General features: G+C 66.8%; 17 protein-coding genes and 1 pseudogene. 13 read left to right on the top strand and 5 right to left on the bottom strand.

Going from position 1 to position 21,560, the window contains the following annotated elements:
* The first annotated feature begins 1 nt into the window (after position 1).
* The 3 genes from grxC (at position 2) to Q7V45_RS07685 (ending at position 3,038) form a co-directional block, all read left to right on the top strand.
* On the top strand, positions 2-262 hold the full coding sequence (gene grxC, locus Q7V45_RS07695; RefSeq protein WP_295142025.1) for a glutaredoxin 3: 261 nt from the start codon (positions 2-4) through the stop codon (positions 260-262).
* An 11-nt stretch (positions 263-273) separates the two neighbouring features.
* On the top strand, positions 274-1,140 hold the full coding sequence (locus tag Q7V45_RS07690; RefSeq protein ID WP_304849577.1) for a carbon-nitrogen hydrolase family protein: 867 nt from the start codon (positions 274-276) through the stop codon (positions 1,138-1,140).
* Positions 1,141-1,334: 194 nt separating this feature from the next.
* A complete protein-coding gene (locus tag Q7V45_RS07685) occupies positions 1,335-3,038 on the top strand; it encodes an amidohydrolase family protein (RefSeq protein WP_304849574.1) in 1,704 nt (567 codons plus the stop codon).
* A 196-nt stretch (positions 3,039-3,234) separates the two neighbouring features.
* On the opposite strand, the gene Q7V45_RS07680 is transcribed toward Q7V45_RS07685, so the two are convergent.
* Together Q7V45_RS07680 and Q7V45_RS07675 are read right to left on the bottom strand one after the other, a co-directional pair.
* Positions 3,235-3,732 carry a bifunctional 2-polyprenyl-6-hydroxyphenol methylase/3-demethylubiquinol 3-O-methyltransferase UbiG gene (locus Q7V45_RS07680; protein WP_304849571.1) on the bottom strand — a complete coding sequence of 166 codons (498 nt, stop codon included), beginning with the start codon at positions 3,730-3,732 and terminating at the stop codon, positions 3,235-3,237.
* Positions 3,729-4,595 (bottom strand): DMT family transporter, encoded by an 867-nt coding sequence (locus tag Q7V45_RS07675; RefSeq protein ID WP_304849568.1) that lies wholly within the window; start codon positions 4,593-4,595, stop codon positions 3,729-3,731. The genes Q7V45_RS07680 and Q7V45_RS07675 overlap by 4 nt, the downstream gene beginning before the upstream one ends.
* Between Q7V45_RS07675 and Q7V45_RS07670 the strand changes: the two genes are divergently transcribed.
* Positions 4,589-5,173 carry a DUF1178 family protein gene (locus Q7V45_RS07670; protein ID WP_304849565.1) on the top strand — a complete coding sequence of 195 codons (585 nt, stop codon included), beginning with the start codon at positions 4,589-4,591 and terminating at the stop codon, positions 5,171-5,173. The genes Q7V45_RS07675 and Q7V45_RS07670 overlap by 7 nt on opposite strands.
* Before the next feature lie 15 nt (positions 5,174-5,188).
* On the opposite strand, the gene ubiG is transcribed toward Q7V45_RS07670, so the two are convergent.
* Positions 5,189-5,953 (bottom strand): bifunctional 2-polyprenyl-6-hydroxyphenol methylase/3-demethylubiquinol 3-O-methyltransferase UbiG, encoded by a 765-nt coding sequence (gene ubiG / locus Q7V45_RS07665; protein ID WP_304849562.1) that lies wholly within the window; start codon positions 5,951-5,953, stop codon positions 5,189-5,191.
* Between the two features lie 78 nt (positions 5,954-6,031).
* Between ubiG and Q7V45_RS07660 the strand changes: the two genes are divergently transcribed.
* The 8 genes and pseudogenes from Q7V45_RS07660 to Q7V45_RS27025 form a co-directional block, all read left to right on the top strand.
* Positions 6,032-7,279, top strand: a complete 1,248-nt coding sequence (locus Q7V45_RS07660) for an aspartate kinase (RefSeq protein WP_304849559.1) — start codon at positions 6,032-6,034, stop codon at positions 7,277-7,279.
* 258 nt (positions 7,280-7,537) lie between these two features.
* A complete protein-coding gene (ptsP, locus tag Q7V45_RS07655) occupies positions 7,538-9,769 on the top strand; it encodes a phosphoenolpyruvate--protein phosphotransferase (RefSeq protein WP_304849556.1) in 2,232 nt (743 codons plus the stop codon).
* 80 nt (positions 9,770-9,849) lie between these two features.
* A complete protein-coding gene (locus tag Q7V45_RS07650) occupies positions 9,850-10,809 on the top strand; it encodes a RodZ family helix-turn-helix domain-containing protein (RefSeq protein ID WP_304849553.1) in 960 nt (319 codons plus the stop codon).
* A gap of 65 nt (positions 10,810-10,874) precedes the next feature.
* Complete coding sequence (gene ispG / locus Q7V45_RS07645) at positions 10,875-12,011, top strand: flavodoxin-dependent (E)-4-hydroxy-3-methylbut-2-enyl-diphosphate synthase (protein WP_304849550.1); 1,137 nt, start codon at positions 10,875-10,877, stop codon at positions 12,009-12,011.
* Positions 12,012-12,067: 56 nt separating this feature from the next.
* Positions 12,068-13,300, top strand: a complete 1,233-nt coding sequence (gene hisS, locus Q7V45_RS07640; protein ID WP_304849743.1) for a histidine--tRNA ligase — start codon at positions 12,068-12,070, stop codon at positions 13,298-13,300.
* Between the two features lies 1 nt (position 13,301).
* The gene (gene prfA / locus Q7V45_RS07635) at positions 13,302-14,366 is read left to right on the top strand and encodes a peptide chain release factor 1 (protein ID WP_304849547.1); all 1,065 of its coding nucleotides are present in this window, start codon (positions 13,302-13,304) and stop codon (positions 14,364-14,366) included.
* Positions 14,367-14,368: 2 nt separating this feature from the next.
* The gene (gene prmC, locus Q7V45_RS07630) at positions 14,369-15,238 is read left to right on the top strand and encodes a peptide chain release factor N(5)-glutamine methyltransferase (RefSeq protein ID WP_304849544.1); all 870 of its coding nucleotides are present in this window, start codon (positions 14,369-14,371) and stop codon (positions 15,236-15,238) included.
* A 174-nt stretch (positions 15,239-15,412) separates the two neighbouring features.
* Positions 15,413-15,646: pseudogene (locus Q7V45_RS27025) on the top strand (DUF4167 domain-containing protein); the annotation flags it as partial.
* Positions 15,647-16,308: 662 nt separating this feature from the next.
* Here Q7V45_RS27025 and Q7V45_RS07620 read toward each other — a convergent pair.
* Positions 16,309-16,869, bottom strand: a complete 561-nt coding sequence (locus Q7V45_RS07620; protein WP_304849538.1) for a DUF4337 domain-containing protein — start codon at positions 16,867-16,869, stop codon at positions 16,309-16,311.
* Positions 16,870-17,051: 182 nt separating this feature from the next.
* Here Q7V45_RS07620 and clpB point away from each other — a divergent pair, with 182 nt between their 5' ends.
* Positions 17,052-19,658, top strand: a complete 2,607-nt coding sequence (clpB, locus tag Q7V45_RS07615; RefSeq protein WP_304849535.1) for an ATP-dependent chaperone ClpB — start codon at positions 17,052-17,054, stop codon at positions 19,656-19,658.
* Between the two features lie 6 nt (positions 19,659-19,664).
* Here the strand turns inward: clpB and Q7V45_RS07610 are convergent, their stop codons facing one another.
* Entirely contained in the window at positions 19,665-20,915 is a 1,251-nt protein-coding gene (locus tag Q7V45_RS07610; protein WP_304849532.1) for a peptidoglycan DD-metalloendopeptidase family protein, read from the bottom strand.
* Positions 20,916-21,560: the final 645 nt, after the last annotated feature.

Genomic DNA, 21,560 nt, shown 5'->3' with positions numbered 1-21,560 from the left:
CATGGCCAAGATCGAGATCTACACCACGCCGTTCTGCGGCTACTGCGCGCGGGCCAAGAGCCTGCTCGACAGCAAGGGCGCCGAGTACGAAGAGACCGACGTGATGATGGACGACAAGAAGCGCACCGAGATGCGCGCCCGCGCCAATCGCACGACGGTGCCGCAGATCTTCATCAACGGCCAGCATGTCGGCGGCTCCGACGACCTCGCCGCCCTCGAACGAGCGGGCAAGCTCGACGCGCTGCTCGCGCAGCCGGGCTGAGGAAGCCCATCATGACCGCGTTCAAGGCCGGCCTGATCCAGACCAACGTCAGCAACGACATCGCCGAGAACGTGGCCTCGCTGCGCGCGCAGGCGAAGCTCGCGCGCGACGCCGGCGCCGACTTCATCATGACGCCGGAGAATACCGGCCTGATCGGCGCCAACCGCACCGAGACGCTGGCCAAGGCGCAGACCGAGGAAGAGCACGCGATGCTCGCGGCCTGCCGCGCCGCCGCGCGCGACACCGGGGTCTGGTTCCTGCTGGGCTCGATCCATGTGCGCGTGGGGGCTGAGGAGCAGATCCGCAACCGCTCCTACCTGATCGATTCGTCGGGTGGCATCGTCGCTAGCTACGACAAGATCCACATGTTCGACGTCCAGCTCGCGGGCGGCGAGAGCTACCGTGAATCCTCGACGTTCAGGCCGGGCGAGAGAGCGGTGCTGGCCGAGACGCCCTGGGGCGTGCTGGGCATGACGATCTGCTACGACCTGCGCTTCCCCTATCTCTATCGCGAGCTGGCGCATGCCGGCGCCACGATGCTGGCGATCCCGTCTTCGTTCACGGTGCCGACCGGCCAGGCGCACTGGCACACGCTGATGCGCGCCCGCGCCATCGAGACCGGCTGCTTCGTCTTTGCGCCTGCCCAGGTCGGCACGCACAAGGGCTCCAACCGCAAGACCTACGGTCACTCGATCGCCGTCGCCCCCTGGGGCGAGGTGCTGGCCGATGCCGGCGGTGAAAACGCGGGCTTCGTCATCGCCGACATCGACATGACGAAGATCGAGGAGGCGCGGAAGATGGTCCCGTCGCTGACCCACGACCGCAAGTACGCGGCGCCCGTGCTCCACAAGGCCGAGGTCGCAAAGGCGGCAGAGTAAGAAATCCGTCGTCTCAGGGCGGGGGTTACCCCGCCGGAACCGGAGCCTCCCGGAGCGAGGCGGAGTGGAGCCGCCCCGTTTGCACATCATGGCTGGGGTGTCAGACACAAGAGACCTCCCCAACACGATTTACCGGCTATAGGTCGAAACAGCCGAGCCCCGCCACTCTCGGCCACCTCTTCTAGGAGCATCCGATGTCCTCGCCCAGCCTGGTGATTCGCAATGGCACCATCGTCGACGGCTCGGGCGGCGATCCTTATGAAGCCGACCTGGCCATCGAGGGCGGCAGGATCTCCGCCATCGGTAAGAACCTCCCCACGGGCGAAGAGGAGATCGACGCGCGTGGCAGGCTCGTCACGCCGGGCTTCGTCGATGTGCACACCCATTACGACGCGCAGGTGACATGGAGCGAGCGGCTGTCGCCGTCGTCGTGGAACGGCGCCACCACCGTCGTGCTCGGCAATTGCGGCGTCGGTTTCGCGCCCTGCCACGAAGACCAGCACGCGATGCTGATCAACCTGATGGAGGGCGTGGAGGACATTCCCGAGGTCGTGCTGTCGGAGGGCCTGCCGTGGAACTGGCATTCCTTCCCGGATTACCTCGATGCCATCGCCGCCCGTTCCTACGACGCCGACGTGGCGACACAGGTGCCGCACGCCGCCCTGCGCGTCTACGTGATGGGCCGGCGCGGCGCCGACCGGGAGCCCGCGACCGAGCAGGATCGGCAGCGGATGGCCGAACTCACCGTCGAGGGCCTGCGCGCCGGCGCGCTGGGCTTCTCGACCTCGCGGACGCTCAATCACCGCTCGGCCGACGGCAAGCACATCCCGACGCTCCGCGCCGAGGAGGCGGAGCTCACGGCGATCGCCCGCGCAATGCGCACGGCCGACGCCGGCTGGCTGCAGATCGTGTCGGACTTCCAGGAGGGCGAGATCGGTCTGTTCCGGCGGCTGGCGAAGGAGTCCGGGAGGCCGGTGACGATCACCCTGTTGCAGTCCAATGTCCGCCCCGAAGGCTGGCGCGAGACGATGGCGGAGATCGACGAGGCCAACGCGGAAGGTCTGCGCATCACCGCCCAGGTCCGCACCCGACCGACCAGCGTGCTGCTGGGGCTGGAACTGTCGCAGACTCCGTTCACCGGCCGGCCGAGCGCCGACCGCCTCGCGCGGCTGCCGTTCGCCGAACGGGTGGCATTGTGGCGCGACCCGGAGTTTCGCGCCCGCGTGCTCGCCGAGCGCGACCCGGGCAAGTCGCAAAGACGGATGGTGGATCGCTGGGATCGCATGTATCCGCTCGACGATCCGCCGGACTACGAACCGGGGCCGGAGCACAGCGTCGCTGCGATCGCGGCGCGGCAGGGTCGCCCGCCCGCCGAGGTCGCCTACGACCTGATGCTCGAACGCGACGGCAAGCAGATCGTCTATCTGCCGGTCACCAACTTCGCCGCCGGCAATCTCGACGTGGTGCGCGAGATGATCGACCGGCCCAACACGCTGCTGGGGCTGGGCGACGGCGGCGCCCATGTCGGCATCATGTGCGACGCGACGGCCACCAGCTACACGCTGACCCACTGGACGCGGGACCGCAGGCGCGGCTCGCTGTTGCCGGTTTCGTGGGCGATCAAGCGGCTGACCGCCGACAATGCGGCGGAGATCGGCCTCTGCGACCGGGGCCTGCTGAAGGTCGGACTCAAGGCCGACATCAACGTGATCGACTACGACAGGATGAAGCTGCGACGGCCCGAAATCGTCTACGACCTGCCGGCGGGCGGCAAACGTCTCATACAGCGGACCGACGGCTTCGATGCAACCATCGTGTCGGGCGCCGTCGTCTATCGGCACGGCGAAGCGACCGGCGCGTTGCCCGGGCGCCTGGTCCGCGGCGCGCGAGGCGCCTGAACGCGTCTTGGAGTCTCTCCGGACGAGACTTGAATCGATCCGAGCATGCAACACTGACCTCACCCTGAGGAGCGAACGCAGTGAGCGTCTCGAAGGGTGGGCAAGAGCACCGCGTCTGTTGCCCATCCTTCGAGACGCCGCGCAAGGCGCGGCTCCTCAGGATGAGGTGAATGGGTCAAGTTGAGACGGAAAGACTCTAGAGGAGACGGGCGGCGATCCGCTGCACCATCGCCATCTTCGGCTGGCTGATCATGCGCGCCTCGTAGGCCGTCACCGAGAAGCGCCCGCGCACCAGGTCGAGCAGCTCACCGTCCTTCAGCAGGAAGTCCGGCCGGCTTGGCTTTCCGAAGCGTTCGTTGCCCTCCATGAATGTCTCGTAGAGCAGGATGCCGCCCGGCTGCAGCGCCGCGAAGAGGGCGGGGAACAGCGGCCGGTGCAGGTAGTTCGTGACGACGATCGCACCGAAGCGGCGGTCGGCCAGCGGCCAGGGCGAGCCGTCTTCGAGATCGGCTGCAATCACCTCGACTGTGTCGGACGGGGCCAGCGCGCTCACGTCGCGATCGACAGCGGTCACGGGATGGCCGCGGCCGGCGAAGAACGCCGTGTGGCGGCCCTTGCCGGCTGCGAGATCGAGGACGTGGGCGCCGGGTGGCACGAGGCCGGCCCAGGTGGCGACCCAGGAAGAGGGTGTCATTTCTTGCGCGCTCCCGTTCCCTTCAGGTTCAGCAGATTGCCCGACAGGATCAGCGCGGCGCCGAGGATCGTGAGCGTATCCAGCCGCTCGCCGTAGAGCAGCCAGCCCGCGAGGGCGGCCAGCGGCACGTGCAGGAAATCCATCGGCACGACGACGGTGGCATCGGCATGCAGCATCGCGCGCGTCAGGCAGTAGTGGGAGAAGGTGCCGCAGAAGGCGATGACGATGATCCAGGCCCAGGCATAGGCCGAGGGCCAGCGCCACACGTCGAGCGCCGGCACCAGGCCGATGATCGACTGGATGAGCAGCATCCAGAACAGGATGGTGACCACGCTGTCGGCGCGGGTGAGCGACTTCACCATGGTCACCGAGACGGCGAAGCCCACCGCCGCGGCCAGCGCGATGATCTGCCCGGGCACGATCTCGTTGGTGCCGGGCCGCACGATGATGACGACTCCGATCACGCCCAGCGCGACGGCGAGGTTCTTCCACAATCCCATGCGCTCGCCGAGGAAGGCGACGGCCAGGATCGCGGTCCAGATCGGCATGGTGAACTCGATCGAGATCACCTGGGCGAGCGGGATCAGGGTCAGCGCCTTGAACCAGGCGAACTGCGCGCCGTAATGGGCGATGTTGCGGCCGACCTGCTGCCAGGGCCGCGCCGTCTTCAGCTTGGCGAACCCGCCCGCCAGGTGGATCAGCGGATAGAGCATCACGAGGCCGATGACCGAGCGCATCTCCATGATCTGGAAGACGTCGAGTTCACGCGTCGTCTCCCGGCCGGCAATCGCCATGACCAGCATGGCCGCCAGCCAGCCGGCCATCCAGAAGGCGGCCTTGAGAGTTGAGGGGTGCGATGACATCGACGGCTGCTGCTGGCGGGCTCCTGGGAGCGGGGCGCGACAATCGGGCCTTGCGTCCGGCCCGACAAGCCACCATTTTTCTGTCTGTCATGATTTTGTATCGCTTGCGCTGCGCCGATGGCCACGAGTTCGACAGCTGGTTCAAGGACAGCAAGACCTATGAACGTCAGGAGAAGAAATCCCTGATCGGCTGCGCCGTGTGTGGATCGGCGAAGGTCGAGCGCGCCCTGATGGCGCCCCGCATCGGCAAGAAGGGCAAGGACAGCACGCTGCCGGCCGTCGTGGAGGCGCCCGCCGCCGAAACGACTTCCGCACCGTCCCCGGAGCAGCAGCAGATCGCGGCGCTCGCCCGTCAGATGCCGAAGGAACTGCGGGAGGCCCTTCTCGCTGTCCGTGCCGAGGTCGAGAAGAACTGCGAGCCTGTCGGCGACAAGTTTGCCGAAGAGGCCCGCAAGATTCACTACGGCGAGAGCGACAAGCGCGGAATCTACGGCCAGACCAGCGAAGAAGAGGCCGAGGCCCTGGCGGAAGAGGGCATCGAGTTCGGCCGCCTTCCCTGGATCCCACGCGGCAACTGAGCCGCCGCCGGGCCGCTACTTCGGTCCGGCCACCCCGTACAGCATGTAGTTCACGTCGAGGTCGTTCCTGTTCAGCGACCATCTGCGGCTGAGCGGGGCGTAGACCACGCCGACGATCTCCTGGGGTTCGATACCGCCCGCGCGCAGGCCGCGGGTGACTTCCGAAGGCTTGAGGAACTTCTTCCAGTCGTGGGTGCCCCGCGGCAGCCAGCCCAGCACATATTCCGCACCGGCGATGGCCAGCACCCAGGCCTTTGCGGTGCGGTTGAGGGTCGACAGGAAGAGCAGTCCGCCGGGCTTCACCAGGCGGCCGCAGGACCGCAGGAACAGATCGACGTCGGCCACGTGCTCCACGATCTCGAGGGCCAGCACCACGTCGAACTGCGCGCCGCTTTCGGCCAGCGCCTCGGCGGTGCCCTGGCGATAGTCGATGGCGAGGTCCTGGCGCGCGGCGTGGACGGACGCGGTCGCGATATTGCGGGCCGAGGCGTCCACGCCGGTGACCGACGCGCCGAGCCGGGTCATCGGCTCGCTGATCAGTCCGCCGCCGCAGCCGATGTCGAGCAGCGACAGGCCCTTCAGCGGTTCACCGCTCAGGGCGTCGCGCTGCCAGTGGGCGGCGACATGATCGCGGATGTAGGCGAGCCGCACCGGGTTCAGACGGTGCAGGGGCGCGAACTTGCCGGAGGGATCCCACCATTCGTCTGCGATGCGGGAAAAGCGCTCGATCTCGGCGGGATCGACCGTTCCGTCAGTGGGGATATGCGCGGTTTCAACCATGGCTACCCTTGACCCATATGGCGCCTCCGGTGTCTATAGCCCGCTTTCCGGGCAGACGCTTGCCCTTCGAGTGAATTCATGGCGCGCATCGTTCTGAAATTTGGCGGTACCTCGGTCGGCGACACGGACCGGATCAAGAACGTCGCGCGCAAGGTGAAGGCCGAAGTCGCGCGCGGCAACGAGGTCGCGGTCGTGGTTTCGGCCATGTCCGGCGCCACCAACCAGCTCGTGAAGTGGGTGAACGAGATCTCCCCGCTGCACGATCCGCGCGAATACGATGTCGTCGTGGCGACCGGCGAGCAGGTGACGATCGGCCTGCTGGCGATGGCGCTGCAGCAGGAAGGGGTGAAGTCGCGTTCCTGGGTCGGCTGGCAGCTGCCGATCAAGACCGACGACGCCTACGCAAAGGCGCGAATCGTGGAGATCGACACGGTCGAGATGGCCAGGACGATGGCGGCGGGCGAGGTTCCCGTGGTGCCGGGCTTCCAGGGTATCTCGCCGGAAGGTCGCATCACGACCTTGGGCCGTGGCGGCTCCGATACGTCGGCGGTGGCGCTGGCCGCCGCCCTCAAGGCCGACCGCTGCGACATCTACACCGACGTCGACGGCGTCTACACGACCGATCCGCGAATCGTCGAGAAGGCGCAGAAAATCGACCGCGTGACCTACGAGGAGATGCTCGAAATGGCCTCGCTGGGCTCGAAGGTGCTGCAGACGCGCTCCGTCGAGCTGGCAATGAACCATCATGTGCGCGTGCAGGTGCTGTCGTCGTTCGACGAGGCGCTCGGCAGCGACCTGCCCGGAACTCTGGTTGTGGACGAGGAAGAGATCATGGCCCAGGGCCTCGAGAAGTCCGTCGTGAGTGGCATCGCCTTCGCCAAGGACGAGGCGAAGATCACCGTGACCCAGGTGCCCGACCGGCCCGGGGTCGCCGCGGCAATTTTCGGCCCGCTTGCGGCGGCGAACATCAATGTCGACATGATCGTGCAGAACGTCTCGGTCGACGGCAGTTCGACCGACATGACGTTCACGGTCCCCAAGCCTGACCTCGCGCGTGCGGTGCAGCAACTCGAGCGTGCCAAGGCGGATCTGAAGTTCGCCGAGGTGAAGTCGGACCTCAATGTCTCCAAGGTGTCGGTGATCGGTGTCGGCATGCGCTCCCATGCCGGCGTGGCGCTCAAGATGTTCGAGACGCTTGCCGCCAAGGGGATAAACATCCAGGTCATCTCCACGTCGGAGATCAAGATCAGCGTTCTGGTGGCGGCCGAGTATACCGAGCTCGCCGTGCGGGCCCTTCACACTGCCTATGAACTGGATGCCGTCTGATCGGTCCGGAAAAACAGCCCTGAAGTCCAGCGGGGCTCTGCAAATTCGCCGGTAGGCAGTCCGGCGCGGGTCTTGCTATAAGCAACGCATGGACGCCGTACTCGCCTACATGGCCTGCTTGAACGCCCGACCGACCCGGTCGGCGGCCGCGGCTTGGCGAGTTTGCGCCTGTATCATCGACCGCAGCTTCGTCGTTATCCGACTCAAGCATCTCGCGGTCTGACCATGGAGAGATCAACTCCTCTGGCCGGACCGCGAATGCTCCTCAAGCGGCTCCGGGACACGATGGCGCGTGCCGAGTCCGTCGAAGTGACGCTGGGCGAGGTCGTGCGCCTTGTCGCCAACGAGATGGTGGCCGAGGTCTGCTCGATCTACCTGCTGCGGGCCGGCGAAGTGCTGGAGCTGTTTGCAACCCAGGGCCTCAACCCGTCGGCCGTCCACAGCACGCGGCTGAGGGTCGGCGAAGGTCTGGTCGGCGACATTGCCGCCCACGGACGACCGCTGACGCTCGACGATGCCCAGCGCCATCCGCAATTCGCCTACCGCCCCGAGACCGGCGAGGAAATCTACCACTCGCTGGCGGGCGTGCCGATCGTGCGCGCCGGCCGGGTGCTGGGCGTTCTGGTCGTGCAGAATCGCACCCGCCGCCAGTACGACGAGGAAGAGGTCGAGACGCTGCAGACCATCGCCATGGTGCTGGCGGAACTGGTCTCGGCCAGTCACGTCGTCAGTCCCAACGAGGTCCAGCAGGTCGATGGCATCGGGTTGCTGCCGTTGCGCGTCGATGGCGTGCAACTGACGCCCGGCGTCGCGATCGGCCGCGCCGTGCTGCACGAGCCCCGCATCATCATCCAGCGCGTCGTGGCCGAGGATGTCGGGCAGGAGCAGGTCCGCTTCCTCGAGGCGCTGCGTGGCGTGCGCGAGGACGTCGATCGCATGCTCGAGGCGCACGACATGCAGTCGGGCGAGCAGCGCGAGATCCTCGAGACTTTCCGCATGTTCGTCGACGACCGCGGCTGGGCCGAACGGGTGCGCGAGGCCATCGATTCGGGCCTCACCGCCGAGGCCGGCGTCCAGCGTGCCTTCGACGATGTCCGCACGCGCCTGGGCCAGTCGACCGATCCCTATATCCGCGAGCGGCTGAGCGACCTGCAGGATCTCAGCAACCGGCTGCTGCTGCGGCTCACCGGCCGTGTGGCCATCGATCCCAGCACCTTGCCCGACGACATGATCGTGGTTGCTCGCGACATGGGGCCGGCCGAGTTGCTCGATTACGACCGCAACCGCCTGCGCGGTGTCGTGCTGGAGGAGGGCTCGGCGCTCAGCCACGTCGCGATCGTGGCGCGCGCGCTCGACATTCCCGTGGTCGGCCGCGCGCCCAACGTGCTCGCCCGTGTCGAGGCCGGCGATCCGATCGTGGTCGACGGCGACAATGCGCAGGTGCTGGTGCGGCCGGCCGAGGACATCCTCCAGACGGTCCATCTCGCACTCGATGCGCGCGCCGAGCGGCGCCGCAAATATGCGGCCCTGCGCGACCTGCCGTCGGCAACGCGCGACCAGGCGCGCATCTCGCTCAACATGAATGCCGGCCTGCTGATCGACATGCAGCATCTCGACGATACGGGCGCCGACGGTGTCGGCCTCTACCGGACCGAGATTCCGTTCATGGTGCGTTCGGAGTTCCCCGATGTCGATGCACAGGCCTGGCTCTACGGCCGCGTGCTCGACCTCGCGGACGGCCGGCCCGTGACTTTCCGCACTCTCGATGTAGGGGGGGACAAGGTCCTTCCCTATATCGACTCGTTCGGCGACGAGAATCCCGCAATGGGGTGGCGCGCCATCCGCATCGGGCTCGATCGTCCGGCGATGCTGCGCCGCCAGTTGCGCGCCATGATCCTCGCCGCCACGGGCCGGCCTCTGTCGATCATGTTCCCCATGATCGCGGAGGTCACTGAACTGATACGGGCTCGTCACTTGCTCGATCTTGAAATGGATCGGGCGAGGCGGCGCGGCCAGGTGGTGCCGGAGCGTCTGCGGGTTGGCGTCATGTTCGAAGTGCCTGCTCTGGCATGGCAACTCGACAGCCTCCTGCCTCACGTCGATTTCATCTCCGTGGGCACGAACGATCTCCTGCAATTCCTCTACGCTGCCGATCGCGGCAACAGCCGGGTGGCCGGACGCTACGACAGTTTGTCCCCAGCCCTGCTTCGACTGCTACATTATGTAGTGAACAAGGTGCGCCCCGCTGGTGTGGACATCGCGGTGTGCGGCGAGATGGCGGGACGTCCGGTCGAGGCCCTGGCGTTGCTGGCGATCGGCGTACGCTCGCTGTCGATGTCACCGGGCTCGATCGGTCCTGTGAAGGCGATGATCCGTTCGCTCGATCTCAACGAGGCGGTTGGATTCATGACCTCTGCGCTCGCGCAACCCGATCGTCCGATGCGTGAGACGTTGCGTCTCTTCGCCGCCGATCACGCGATCGAAATTTAACGACGAAAAGTCGAATCGCTTTTGCCCTGTCATGGGGCCTCTGCTAAGAGTCGCGACGAGGGGACAAGCAGGGAATTTCAATGCCGGATCAGGTTGACTGGCGGGCGATTGAGCGCGAGGCCGGACCGGGCCAAGCGGTCGGTCGACTCCTACGCGATCAACGCGAGGCACGCGGTCTGGACCTGACTCAAGTCGAGAAGAGCATCCGTATCCGGCGCACCCACCTCGAAGCGATCGAGGAAGGCCGCTACGACGCGCTGCCCGGTGCCGCGTACATTCCCGCTTTCCTGCGAGCCTACGCGATCCATGTCGGTCTCGATCCCGAAAAGGTCATGACCGCCTATCATCTGTCGGGCGCGGTTCCCATCAAGCGTCCGGTCGCACTGCCTGCCAATTTCCCGGTCGCCGACCGGCGTGCGCCGATCGGCCTTGCGGTTCTCACGGTTCTTCTCGTCGTCGGCGCCGGCTATGGCGTGTGGCACTACATGCCGCGCGATCAGGCCGTCGTGGCGCAGAAGGTTCCGCCCGTGCCGGACCGTCTTCTCTCCGAGCGCCCCAGCGCGCCGGCGCCTGCACCCAATCCGTTCATTGCCCAGATGCCGCCCGCGCCGGCTCCGGAAACACGCACGATCAATGGCTCGTTGCCCGCCCAGGTGTGGCCCGCGCAGCGCGCCGAAAGCGGCACCCCGGCCGCGCCGCTGGCGCCGCCGCCGGTCGTTGTCGCCGTACCCGCACCGCCGCCGCCGGTCGTGATGAATGTTCCCTCGATCGGCCAGGCGCAGGCCGCCCAACCGCCGGCGCTGGTCGAGCCGCCGCGCCTCGAGCCGCCGAGGCCGGTGGAGGAAGCGATTGCACGACAGCCCGAGGCAACGCAGCCATCGATCCCGGTCCGGGTCAATACGCCGATCAGCGTGAAGACCAACAGCTGGGTCGAGCTGCGGGCGCCGAACGGCGACGTGCTGACGCAGACCTATGTGCGTGCCGGCGAAAGCTATGTCGTGCCCGCGGGTATCGCCTACCGCATCACCGAGGCCCGATAGCACCATCGCGCCTTTGTAATGTCCGGCGGCTGGCGGAGGCGGGCCCGCGCCGCTACATTGCGCCCATGAGCATCAGACCGTACCGCGACATCCAGCGCCGCAAGTCGCGGCGCGTGATGGTCGGGTCCGTGCCGGTGGGCGGCGATTCGCCGATCACCGTCCAGACCATGACCAACACGCTGACCGCGGACGCCGACGCGACCATCGCCCAGATCCGCCGCTGCGAAGAGGTGGGTGTGGACATCATCCGCGTATCCTGTCCCGACGAGGACTCGACCGCGGCGCTGCCGAAGATCGTGCGGGCCGCCAAGGTCCCGATCGTTGCCGACATCCATTTCCACTACCGGCGCGCCATCGAGGCGGCCGAGGCGGGCGCCGCCTGCCTGCGCATCAATCCTGGCAACATCGGCAGCGCCGAGCGCGTGCGCGAGGTCGTCAAGGCCGCCAAGGACCATGGCTGTTCCATGCGCATCGGCGTCAACGCCGGCTCGCTGGAGAAGGACCTGCTCGAGAAGTACGGCGAGCCCTGTCCGGAGGCGATGGTGGAGAGCGCGCTCGATCATGCCCGCATCCTGCAGGACCACGACTTCCACGAGTTCAAGATCAGCGTGAAGGCATCCGATGTCTTCCTGGCGGTCGCGGCCTACCAGCAGCTCGCCGACGCCTGCGACTACCCTCTGCATGTCGGCGTGACCGAGGCGGGCGGCACGCGCACCGGCACGGTGAAGTCGTCGATCGGCATGGGCTCGCTCCTGTGGGCGGGCATCGGCGACACGATCCGCGTCTCGCTCTCGGCCGAGCCGGAAGAGGAGGTTCGCGTCGGCTTCGAGATGCTGAAGGCGCTGAACCTGCGGCATCGCGGGGTCAACATCATCTCCTGCCCGTCCTGCGCGCGTCAGCAGTATGACGTCATCCGCACGGTCGAGGCGCTGGAGAAACGCGTGGCCCACATCACTACGCCGATGACGGTGTCGGTGATCGGCTGCGTGGTGAACGGGCCGGGCGAGGCGCGCGAAACCGATATCGGCTTCACCGGCGGCGGCTCGAACACCCATCAGGTCTACATCGCCGGCGTCCCCCATCATCGACTGAAGGACGCCAACGTCGTCGACCACCTGGTCGGGCTGATCGAGAAGAAGGCGGCCGAGATCGAGGCCGCCAAGGTGGAAGAAGCCGAGCGACATCGCGCTGCTGCCGAGTAGCGACCAGGCCTTCCCCTCCCGACGTTCTTCTTTCAAGGCGATTTCCCGTGAGCAAGATGCAACCCGTGCGTGGCACGCACGATATCCTTCCCGACGACTACCGGCACTTCGCGCACGTGGTCGACACGGCGCGCGAGGTGGCGCGCCTGTACGGCTATCGAGAGATGGCGACGCCGATCTTCGAGTTCACCGAACTCTTCGCCCGCGGCATCGGCGAGACGACCGACGTCGTGTCGAAGGAGATGTACACCTTCAAGGATCGCGGCGACGAATCGCTGACCCTGCGGCCGGAATACACGGCCGGCATCTGCCGTGCCTTCGTGTCGAATGGCGAGCTGGCGCAGCAGCTTCCGCTGAAGGTCTTCGCGGCGGGTCCGATGTTCCGCTACGAGCGGCCGCAGAAGGGACGTCAGCGCCAGTTCCACCAGATCGATCTCGAAGTGCTGGGGGCGCCCGAGCCCGGGGCCGACATCGAGGTCATCTCGGTCGCGGCGGACATCCTGGACAGGCTCACGATCCTCGAGCGCTGTGTGCTCAAGATCAATTCGCTGGGCGATCCGGAGAGCCGGGCGGGCTACCGCAAGGTCCTGACCGATTACTATTCCGGTCACGTGGACAAGCTCTCCGAGGATTCGCGCAATCGACTGGCGCGCAATCCGCTGCGCATCCTCGACAGCAAGGACGAGGGCGACAAGGCGATCAACGCCCAGGCGCCGAGCTTCAGCGATCACCTGAACGAGGCGAGCCGCGACTTCTTCAAGTCGGTGCAGGACGGGCTCACGGCCGCCGGCATCGCCTTCGAGGTCGATCCGGCGCTGGTGCGCGGCCTCGACTACTATACCCACACCGCCTTCGAGTTCGTGACCACGCATCTCGGCGCCCAGGGCACCGTGCTGGGCGGCGGCCGCTATGATGGGCTGATCGCCGAGCTGGGCGGACCGCCGACGGCCGGCATCGGCTGGGCGGGCGGCATCGAGCGGCTGATGATGCTGGCCGACGAGCCCACGCCCCTGCCGCGGCCCGTCGTCATCGCCCCGCTGGGCACGGCCGCCGAGGCCAGGGCGCTCGGCCTCGCGCGGAGCCTGCGCAAGCAGGGCATCGTCGTCGAGCAGGATTATCGCGGCAACATGAAGCGGCGCATGCAGCGGGCCAACAAGCTCAATGCGCGCGCCGCACTGATCATCGGCGACGACGAGTTGGCCAAGGGCGTCGCGCAGCTCAAGGACCTCGACAGCGGTACCCAGCGCGAAGTGCCGTTCGAGACTCTCGCGGAAGCCCTGAAGGTCTGAGATGTCGTTGTTGCTGAAACTCAACCAGATCGTGACGCGCCATGCCGAGCTGCAGGCGGCTTTGTCGGCCGGCACGCTCGATTCGCAGAAGTTCGTCGCGGCCTCGAAGGAATATGCCGACCTCGGCCCGCTGGTCGAGGCGGTGAACGAGTGGCACAAGGCCGAGCGCGAATTGAAGGATGCGGAGGCGATGGCCGCCGATCCCGACATGAAGGCGATGGCCGAGGAAGAGGCGGAGGAGCTGCGCAAGCGCCTGCCGGAGCTGGAACGCACGGTGAAGCGCATGCTCCTGCCCAAGGACGCCGCCGACGAAAAGAATGCCATCCTCGAAATCCGCGCCGGCACCGGCGGCGACGAGGCGGCGCTGTTCGCGGCCGACCTGTTCCGGATGTACCAGCGCTACGCGGCGGAAAAGGGCTGGAAGTTCGAGGTCATGGAGCTGTCGGACACCGGGATCGGCGGCTACCGCGAGGCGATCGCCACGGTGACGGGGCGCAACGTCTTCGCGCGTCTGAAATTCGAATCCGGCGTCCATCGCGTGCAGCGCGTGCCGGCGACGGAGGCCCAGGGCCGCATCCATACGTCGGCCGCGACGGTGGCGGTGCTGCCGGAGGCCGAGGAGGTCGACATCAAGATCGACGAGAAGGACCTGCGCATCGACGTGTTCCGGGCCTCCGGCCCGGGTGGCCAGTCGGTGAACACGACCGATTCGGCGGTACGCATCACCCATATCCCGACCGGCGTCGTGGTCAGCCAGCAGGACGAGAAGAGCCAGCACAAGAACCGCGCCAAGGCGATGAAGATCCTGCGCGCGCGCCTCTACGACGCCGAGCGCCAGCGTCTCGACGATCTGCGCTCCGCCGATCGCAAGGGCCAGGTCGGCAGCGGTGACCGCAGCGAACGCATCCGCACCTACAACTTCCCGCAGAGCCGGGTGACCGATCACCGCATCAACCTCACTCTCTACAATCTCGCCGAAATCCTCGACGGGCGCGGGCTGGATGCCATCGTCGACGCCCTGACTTCCGAGGATGAGGCCACGCGGTTGGCGGAACTCGCGGCCTAGAGGTGGCGGAGGGCGCCTCCTACGACGCGCTCCTGCGTGACACGGCCGTCGCCCTGACGGCGGCCGGCATCGACAATGTCCGCTTCGAAGCCCGCCTGCTTCTGAGCCACGCCACCGGGCTGACGATCGAGCAGCTGATTTCGCGCGGACCCGATGCTGCGCCGGCCGCCGCGGCCGCGACGTTGCGCGAACTCACGGCGCGGCGGGTGCGGCGCGAGCCCATGGCCTACATCCTGGGCGAGCGGGAGTTCTGGGGCCTGCCGTTCAAGGTCTCGCCGGCGGTCCTCATTCCCCGGCCCGACAGCGAGACGGTGATCGAGACGGTTCTCGACCTGCTGCCCGACCGCAGCCGGAAGATGCGGATCCTCGACCTCGGCCTCGGGTCGGGCTGCCTGTTGCTCACCCTGCTGCGGGAGTATCCGCAGGCGACCGGCGTCGGGATCGACGCCTCGGAGGCGGCGCTCGCCGTCGCCCGGGGCAATGCCGAGGCGCTCGGCGTGGCGCCGCGTGCGCGCCTGTCGTCGGGTGACTGGCGGCAAGCCGGCTGGAGCGACCGCCTCGAGGGGCCGTTCGACCTGCTGGTCTCCAATCCACCCTACATCGAGAGCGCCGTGGTGGACGGGTTGATGCCCGAAGTGGCGGCCCATGAGCCGAGGCTGGCGCTCGACGGCGGCGCCGACGGGTTTGCGGCGTATCGCATCATCGCCGCGGAGGCGCCCCGGCTCGTCGTTCCGGGCGGCTGGGCGGTCGTCGAGGCAGGCGAGGGCCAGGCACCGGATATCGCGGCTCTTTTTGGCGCTGCGGGCCTGACGCCCAAGCCGGCCCGGCAGGATTTGGGCGGGATCGCACGTGTCGTGCCGGCCCAGCATTAATCGGTTGGCAATCAGGGCGAATGAGACTAGGTTCCTTTTACCCCTTGGGGGGCCTTGGTCCGGCCGGTGTGTAGCGGCGGACACCAACTCCCCTGAAATTCAGCCGTGACGGCGCCCGGGAAGGGCAGAGGGGCTGCAACAACATCCGTCCGGCGTGCAACTGGCCCTAGGTTAATGAGACCAAACAATCGTCAGCGGTCGCGCGGCGGTCGCAGTGGTGGCGGCGGCGGTGGCGGCGGTGGAAACAACCACCATCACAAGCCCCAGAATTACAATTCGAACCGTCCGGCTAATCGAAATCAGATTTTCGATAGCAGCGGCCCCGACGTCCGGGTTCGCGGCAACGCGCACCAGGTTTTCGACAAATATCAGTCGCTGGCCCGAGAGGCAGCGTCCTCCGGTGATCGCATTCTGGCCGAGTCCTACTGGCAATATGCCGATCACTATTATCGGATGATCCAGGCTCAGGGCGGCTTCGTCCAACGCAACAACCTCGGTTGGGGCGAAAATGGCGAAGAAGGCCAGCCCGATCAGCCGGGACAGCAGCAAGGCCAGCCCGGCGGTCAACCGCAGCAGAATGCCAGCGATCGCGCGCCGTCCAACGAGCGCGGTGGTCGTGGCGAACAGCCCGATCAGAACCAGGCCGACGAGGGTCAGGGCGATGTTCGCCAGGCCGATCATCAGCAGGCTGACAATCGCCAGTCCGAGAATCGTCAATCGGATCCTCAAGCCGACAATCGCCAAGCTGACCGTCAGGCCGACAATCGCCAAGCTGACCGCCAGGCCGACAATCGCCAATCCGATCGTCAGGCCGAGCGTCGCCAGCCCGAACGTCGCCAGCCTGATCGTCGCCAAGCCGAACAAGTCGAAGAAGAGCCCGGTCTGAACGGCGTGGCTTTTCTTCAGAAGGGCCGCAGCGCGCCGGTCAATAACGACCCGGCGGCCGACGAGCAGCCCGAGGTGCCGGAATTCGTTCCCGCCAGCGGCGGCCGACGCGGCTAACCCGCCAACGACGATCCCTCTACGGAAAGACGCCCGCCGGCAGCCGCCTGCGGGCGTTTTCTTTTGCTCTAAAGGTGGATCAGCGTCGGCGCGGCGAAGGCCAGGACGGTGAAGCCGAAGCCCACGACGCCGAGCCCGAGCGACAGGAAGGTCAGCCAGATCACCGAGGTGAGAGCCGCCGCGCCTGCCAGCACGATGGCGAGCTGGAAGCAGGCCGAGCCGTATTCGAACATGTGATAGGCGGCCATCGACTGGTCGCGATGCTGTTCCTTGGCCTTGGCCCGGGCGGCCAGCTCCTTGCGGCCCTCGCCGGTCTCGGGCTCGGTGTCGTAGCGCTGCGCCGTCTGGCGCCACCGCTCGGCCTGGGCCTTGAGCGCGGGCGGCATCGGCGTCGGACCATCCTTGTAGGTGGCTTCGGCTTCTTCGGCGGCGGTGCGTAGGGTTGTCTGCCGGATGGTCTTGGACTGGAAGAACGACCACAGGTTGGAGGCATCGATATGGCTCGCCAGGGCGTTCGTCTGTGAGCTCTTGCCGCCCATCTCCGACACCGCCAGCAGGGCGGCGAGGATGGCCACCAGCAGGGCGATCCTCTTGTTCGAGCTGTCGATGTGTCCGTGTCCGCCTGACATTCAGTGCTCCCAGTCCCAACTGCCGGGCGGTCTTAGCCCACGTCCAAGACTAGTGAAAGTCGCACGCCGGTTAGGGGCTTGCAGCCCGCCGTTCCGATACCATATCGCCCTCAGGACGCTTCTTCGGAGGGTCCACTCTTCCGCCCGCCGCTCGACGGGGGCGTAAAGGAAAGGGTTGAGTAATGAACCAGGAAAAATACACCGAGCGCATGCGGGGGTTCCTGCAGAGCGCACAGATGCTGGCGCTCCGTGAGGGCCACCAGCGACTGATCCCAGACCACATTCTGAAGGTCCTGCTCGACGACCCGGAAGGCCTCGCGGCCAACCTGATCGGCTCGGCGGGTGGCGATTCGCGCGCGGTCTACCGCGCCGTGGAGGCCAACCTCGCCAAGCAGCCCAAGGTCGAAGGCCAGGGCGCCGGCCAGATCTACATGGCGCCGGAGACCGCGCGCCTGTTCGAGCAGGCCGAGGCGATCGCCGAGAAGGCGGGCGATTCGTTCGTCACGGTCGAGCGCATGCTGGTGGCGCTGGTGCTCGCCAAGGGCACACCGGCGGCCGAGGCGCTGGCCGCGGGCGGCGTGAAGCCCCAGGCCCTCGAAAAGGCCGTGCAGGAGCTGCGCAAGGGTCGTACGGCCGACTCGGCCTCGGCCGAGGAGGGCTACGACGCGCTGAAGAAGTACGCTCGCGACCTCACGCAGGCCGCCCGTGACGGCAAGCTCGACCCGGTGATCGGTCGCGACGAGGAGATTCGCCGCGCCATCCAGGTGCTGAGCCGCCGGACCAAGAACAATCCGGTGCTGATCGGCGAACCGGGTGTCGGCAAGACCGCCATTGCCGAAGGCCTCGCATTGCGCATCGTCAACGACGACGTGCCGGAATCGCTCAAGAACAAGAAGCTGATGTCGCTCGACCTCGGCTCGATGGTCGCGGGCGCCAAGTTCCGCGGCGAGTTCGAGGAGCGCCTCAAGGCCGTGCTGTCGGAAATCTCGTCGGCGGAAGGCGAGATCATCGTCTTCATCGACGAACTGCACACGTTGATCGGCGCCGGTAAGGCCGACGGTGCGATGGACGCCTCCAACATGCTGAAGCCCGCCCTTGCGCGCGGCGAGCTGCATTGCGTGGGCGCCACGACGCTCGACGAGTACCGCAAGCACATCGAGAAGGACGCCGCCCTCGCGCGGCGCTTCCAGCCTGTGTTCGTGGCCGAGCCGACGGTCGAGGACACGATCTCGATCCTGCGCGGCCTGAAGGAGAAGTACGAGCTGCATCACGGCGTCCGGATCGCGGACTCCTCGATCGTGGCCGCCGCGACCCTGTCCAATCGCTACATCGCCGACCGGTTCCTGCCGGACAAGGCGATCGACCTGATGGACGAGGCGGCGAGCCGCATCCGCATGCAGGTCGACAGCAAGCCCGAGGCGCTGGACGAACTCGACCGGCGCATCATGCAGCTCAAGATCGAGAAGGAAGCGCTCAAGAAGGAAAGCGACCAGGCGTCGCGTGACCGGCTCGAGCGCCTCGAGAAGGAGCTGTCGGAACTCGAGCAGAAGTCGGCGGCGCTGACGGCGCAGTGGACCTCGGCCAAGGACAAGCTGGCCGACTCCCAGAAGGTGAAGGAGCAGCTCGACAAGGCGCGCTCCGAGCTGGACATCGCTCAGCGGCGCGGCGAACTCGCCAAGGCGGGCGAGCTGGCCTACGGCGTGATCCCCGACCTCGAGAAGAAGCTCAAGGAAGCCGAGACCCACGAGGTCGCCGGCGGCAAGGGCGTCAAGGAAGAGGTCATGCCCGAGGATATCGCGGCCGTCGTGTCGCGGTGGACCGGCGTGCCCGTCGACAAGATGCTGGAAGGCGAGCGCTCCAAGCTCCTGCGCATGGAGGAGGAGATCCACAAGCGGGTGATCGGCCAGGACGAGGCCGTCGTCGCGGTGGCGAATGCGGTGCGTCGCGCCCGCGCGGGCCTGCAGGACCCGAACCGTCCCATCGGTTCGTTCCTGTTCCTGGGCCCGACGGGTGTCGGCAAGACCGAGCTCACCAAGGCGATCGCGGCGTTCCTGTTCGACGACGACAACGCGATGGTGCGCATCGACATGAGCGAGTTCATGGAGAAACACTCCGTGAGCCGCCTGATCGGCGCCCCGCCGGGCTATGTCGGATACGACGAGGGCGGTGTCCTCACCGAAGCGGTGCGGCGCCGGCCCTACCAGGTGATCCTGTTCGACGAGGTCGAGAAGGCGCATCCGGACGTGTTCAACGTCCTGCTGCAGGTGCTGGACGACGGTCGCCTGACCGACGGGCAGGGCCGCACGGTCGACTTCAAGAACACGCTGATCATCCTGACGTCCAATCTCGGCAGCTCGCATCTGGCGGCCCTGAAGGACGGCGAGTCCACCGACTCGGTGCGCGAGCAGGTCATGGAGGAGGTGCGCCGGGCGTTCCGTCCGGAGTTCCTCAACCGTCTCGACGAGATCCTGCTGTTCAACCGGCTGAGCCGGGCGCACATGACGGACATCGTCACAGTGCAGATCCAGAAGCTGTTCAAGCTGCTGGCCGATCGCAAGATCGAGCTGAAGATCGACGGCAAGGCGCTGCAGTGGCTGGCCAACCGCGGCTACGACCCGGTCTACGGGGCGCGGCCGCTGAAGCGGGTGATCCAGCGCAGCCTGCAGAATCCGCTGGCGACGCAGCTTCTGGAGGGCCGGATCCACGACGGCGACACCGTCGAGGTCGGCGTCGAGAATGGAGAGCTGACGGTCGGTGGCGAGCGCGTGATGAGCGACGCGGCCGACTGAAGAACGCTAGTTGCTCCTGGCGACCAGTGGCGGCGCAGGTTCCTTCGGGGCCTGCGCCGTTTTCTTTGGGGCGGGTTTGGGTTCCGGCGACTTCGCCGGCTCGCCGGCCACCGGCGCGCTCTTGAGCTGGGCGAGATACTGTTTCGCCAGGGCGCGGAATCGCGGGGCGTCCTTGGCCCCGACCGTGCCGCGCATGGCGAACTTCTGGGTGAGCGGATTGACGTGCTTGCCGCCCTTCAGGAACTCGTAGTGCAGGTGCGGGCCGGTCGACATGCCGGTCGATCCAACGAAGCCGATCACCTGTCCCTGGCGCACCTGCACACCCGGCTTGATGCCTGGTCCGACGCGGGACATGTGGGCGTAGGCGGTCGCCACATCCTGCGTGTGCTGCAACTTGACGTAGAGGCCGTATCTGCCGTTCGGCCCGGCCGCAACCACCTTGCCGTTGCCGGCGGCGAAGATCGGCGTGCCCGGGGGGGCCGCGAAATCCACGCCGGCATGCAATGCGCTGAAGCCCAGGATCGGATGCTCCCGCATGCCGAATCGCGAGGTGATGCGCGATGCATCCATCGGCGTGCGCAGGAAGGAGCGCGCGACGCTCTCGCCCTGGGGGTTGTAGAAGCCATCCGCTCCACCCTGCGGACGATAGCGCATGACGACGACCGTGCGCTTCATCAGTCGCAGTTCGCCCGCGAGCAGGCGGCCGGGATGCGTGACCTTGCCGTCGCTCGTCACCAGCTGCTCGAGCAGCACGGTGAACTTCTGGCCCTGCTTCAACTCGCGCTGGAAATCGACGTCATAGGAGAGCGCCCGCACAAACTCGACCATCGCGGCCGAAGGCGCGCCGGCCTTGACGCCACTCTGCTGCAGCGAGCCCTCGCGCTCGCCTTCGACGCGCACGATGCGCGGGCTGACCTTGTAGATTTTCTCTTCGGCATCGTAGCTGCCGTCATCCTTGCGGCTGACGATGTATTCCCGCTCGGGTTGAGGCCGGACGGACAGTGCCAGAACACGGGGCGTGTCGGGCTGCTCCGGTATCGTCTGCATCGTGAGCTCGATCGTCTCGCCGACCGCGAGCCGCCTCTTCTTCAGGAGGGACTGGAGCTTCTCCGAGACCTGTTTGCGTTCGCTCTCCGCCACGTCGATGTCGGCCAGCATCTTCTCGACCGTGTCGCCCTTCTCGAGGCGCAGGGTGAGTTCGTAGATGTCGCTGGCCGGCGGTTCGGCGTCGGCGGTGGGCCCTTCCGGCGGCTTCATCTGGAAGCCGCGGAGATCGAGCGAGGGTGGTTTGCCGAAATCGGCCGCCGTTACGGGCGGGGCGGGCTGCGACTCCGCCAGGATCAGGGGCCCTGGGGCGGCCTGTGCCGGTTCTGCGGGGGGCGGCGCGGCAGGCGCCGGATTTGGCGCACTTGTCGGGGGCCTCGGTGGTAACGAGGCAATGTCCGGGTTCGAGCGATGGCTGAGGACGAGCCCTCCCATCGCCAGGCCGATGACGCCGATTGCAAAGAGGACAGGCCGAAACAGCCCGAAAGTCATGTTTCTGGGGCTTTCCGGCCGGTCCGACGGAGAGGGGAAATCCGTCATGACCGCTGACCTATTATGAGCCCGGTAGGTCCAGGCTTCGGGTTAGGGATAGTGCCCGACCGGAAAAATCTGTGCTCACCGGCCGCTCTCTACATATTGATGCCGGAAACGCTTCTGGCGCACAACAATACAATAGGTACGACGGGATTTTTGGCGAGTTCGAGTCATCGTTACGGATTCGTAAATTTCCCGTTGACGGTGTTGGGGGGTACCCATATAAGCCCGGCTCCCGACGACGAGCGGGGCCGCCGGAACCGCCTCAGAGACTGAGGCGCGAGGATCGAGAGATCCAGGGGGCACCGTCGACGAAGGTCCCGA

It is taken from the genome of Reyranella sp., from assembly GCF_030651995.1.
GTDB lineage: Bacteria > Pseudomonadota > Alphaproteobacteria > Reyranellales > Reyranellaceae > Reyranella.
This window is presented reverse-complemented; position numbering and strand designations above follow the sequence as displayed.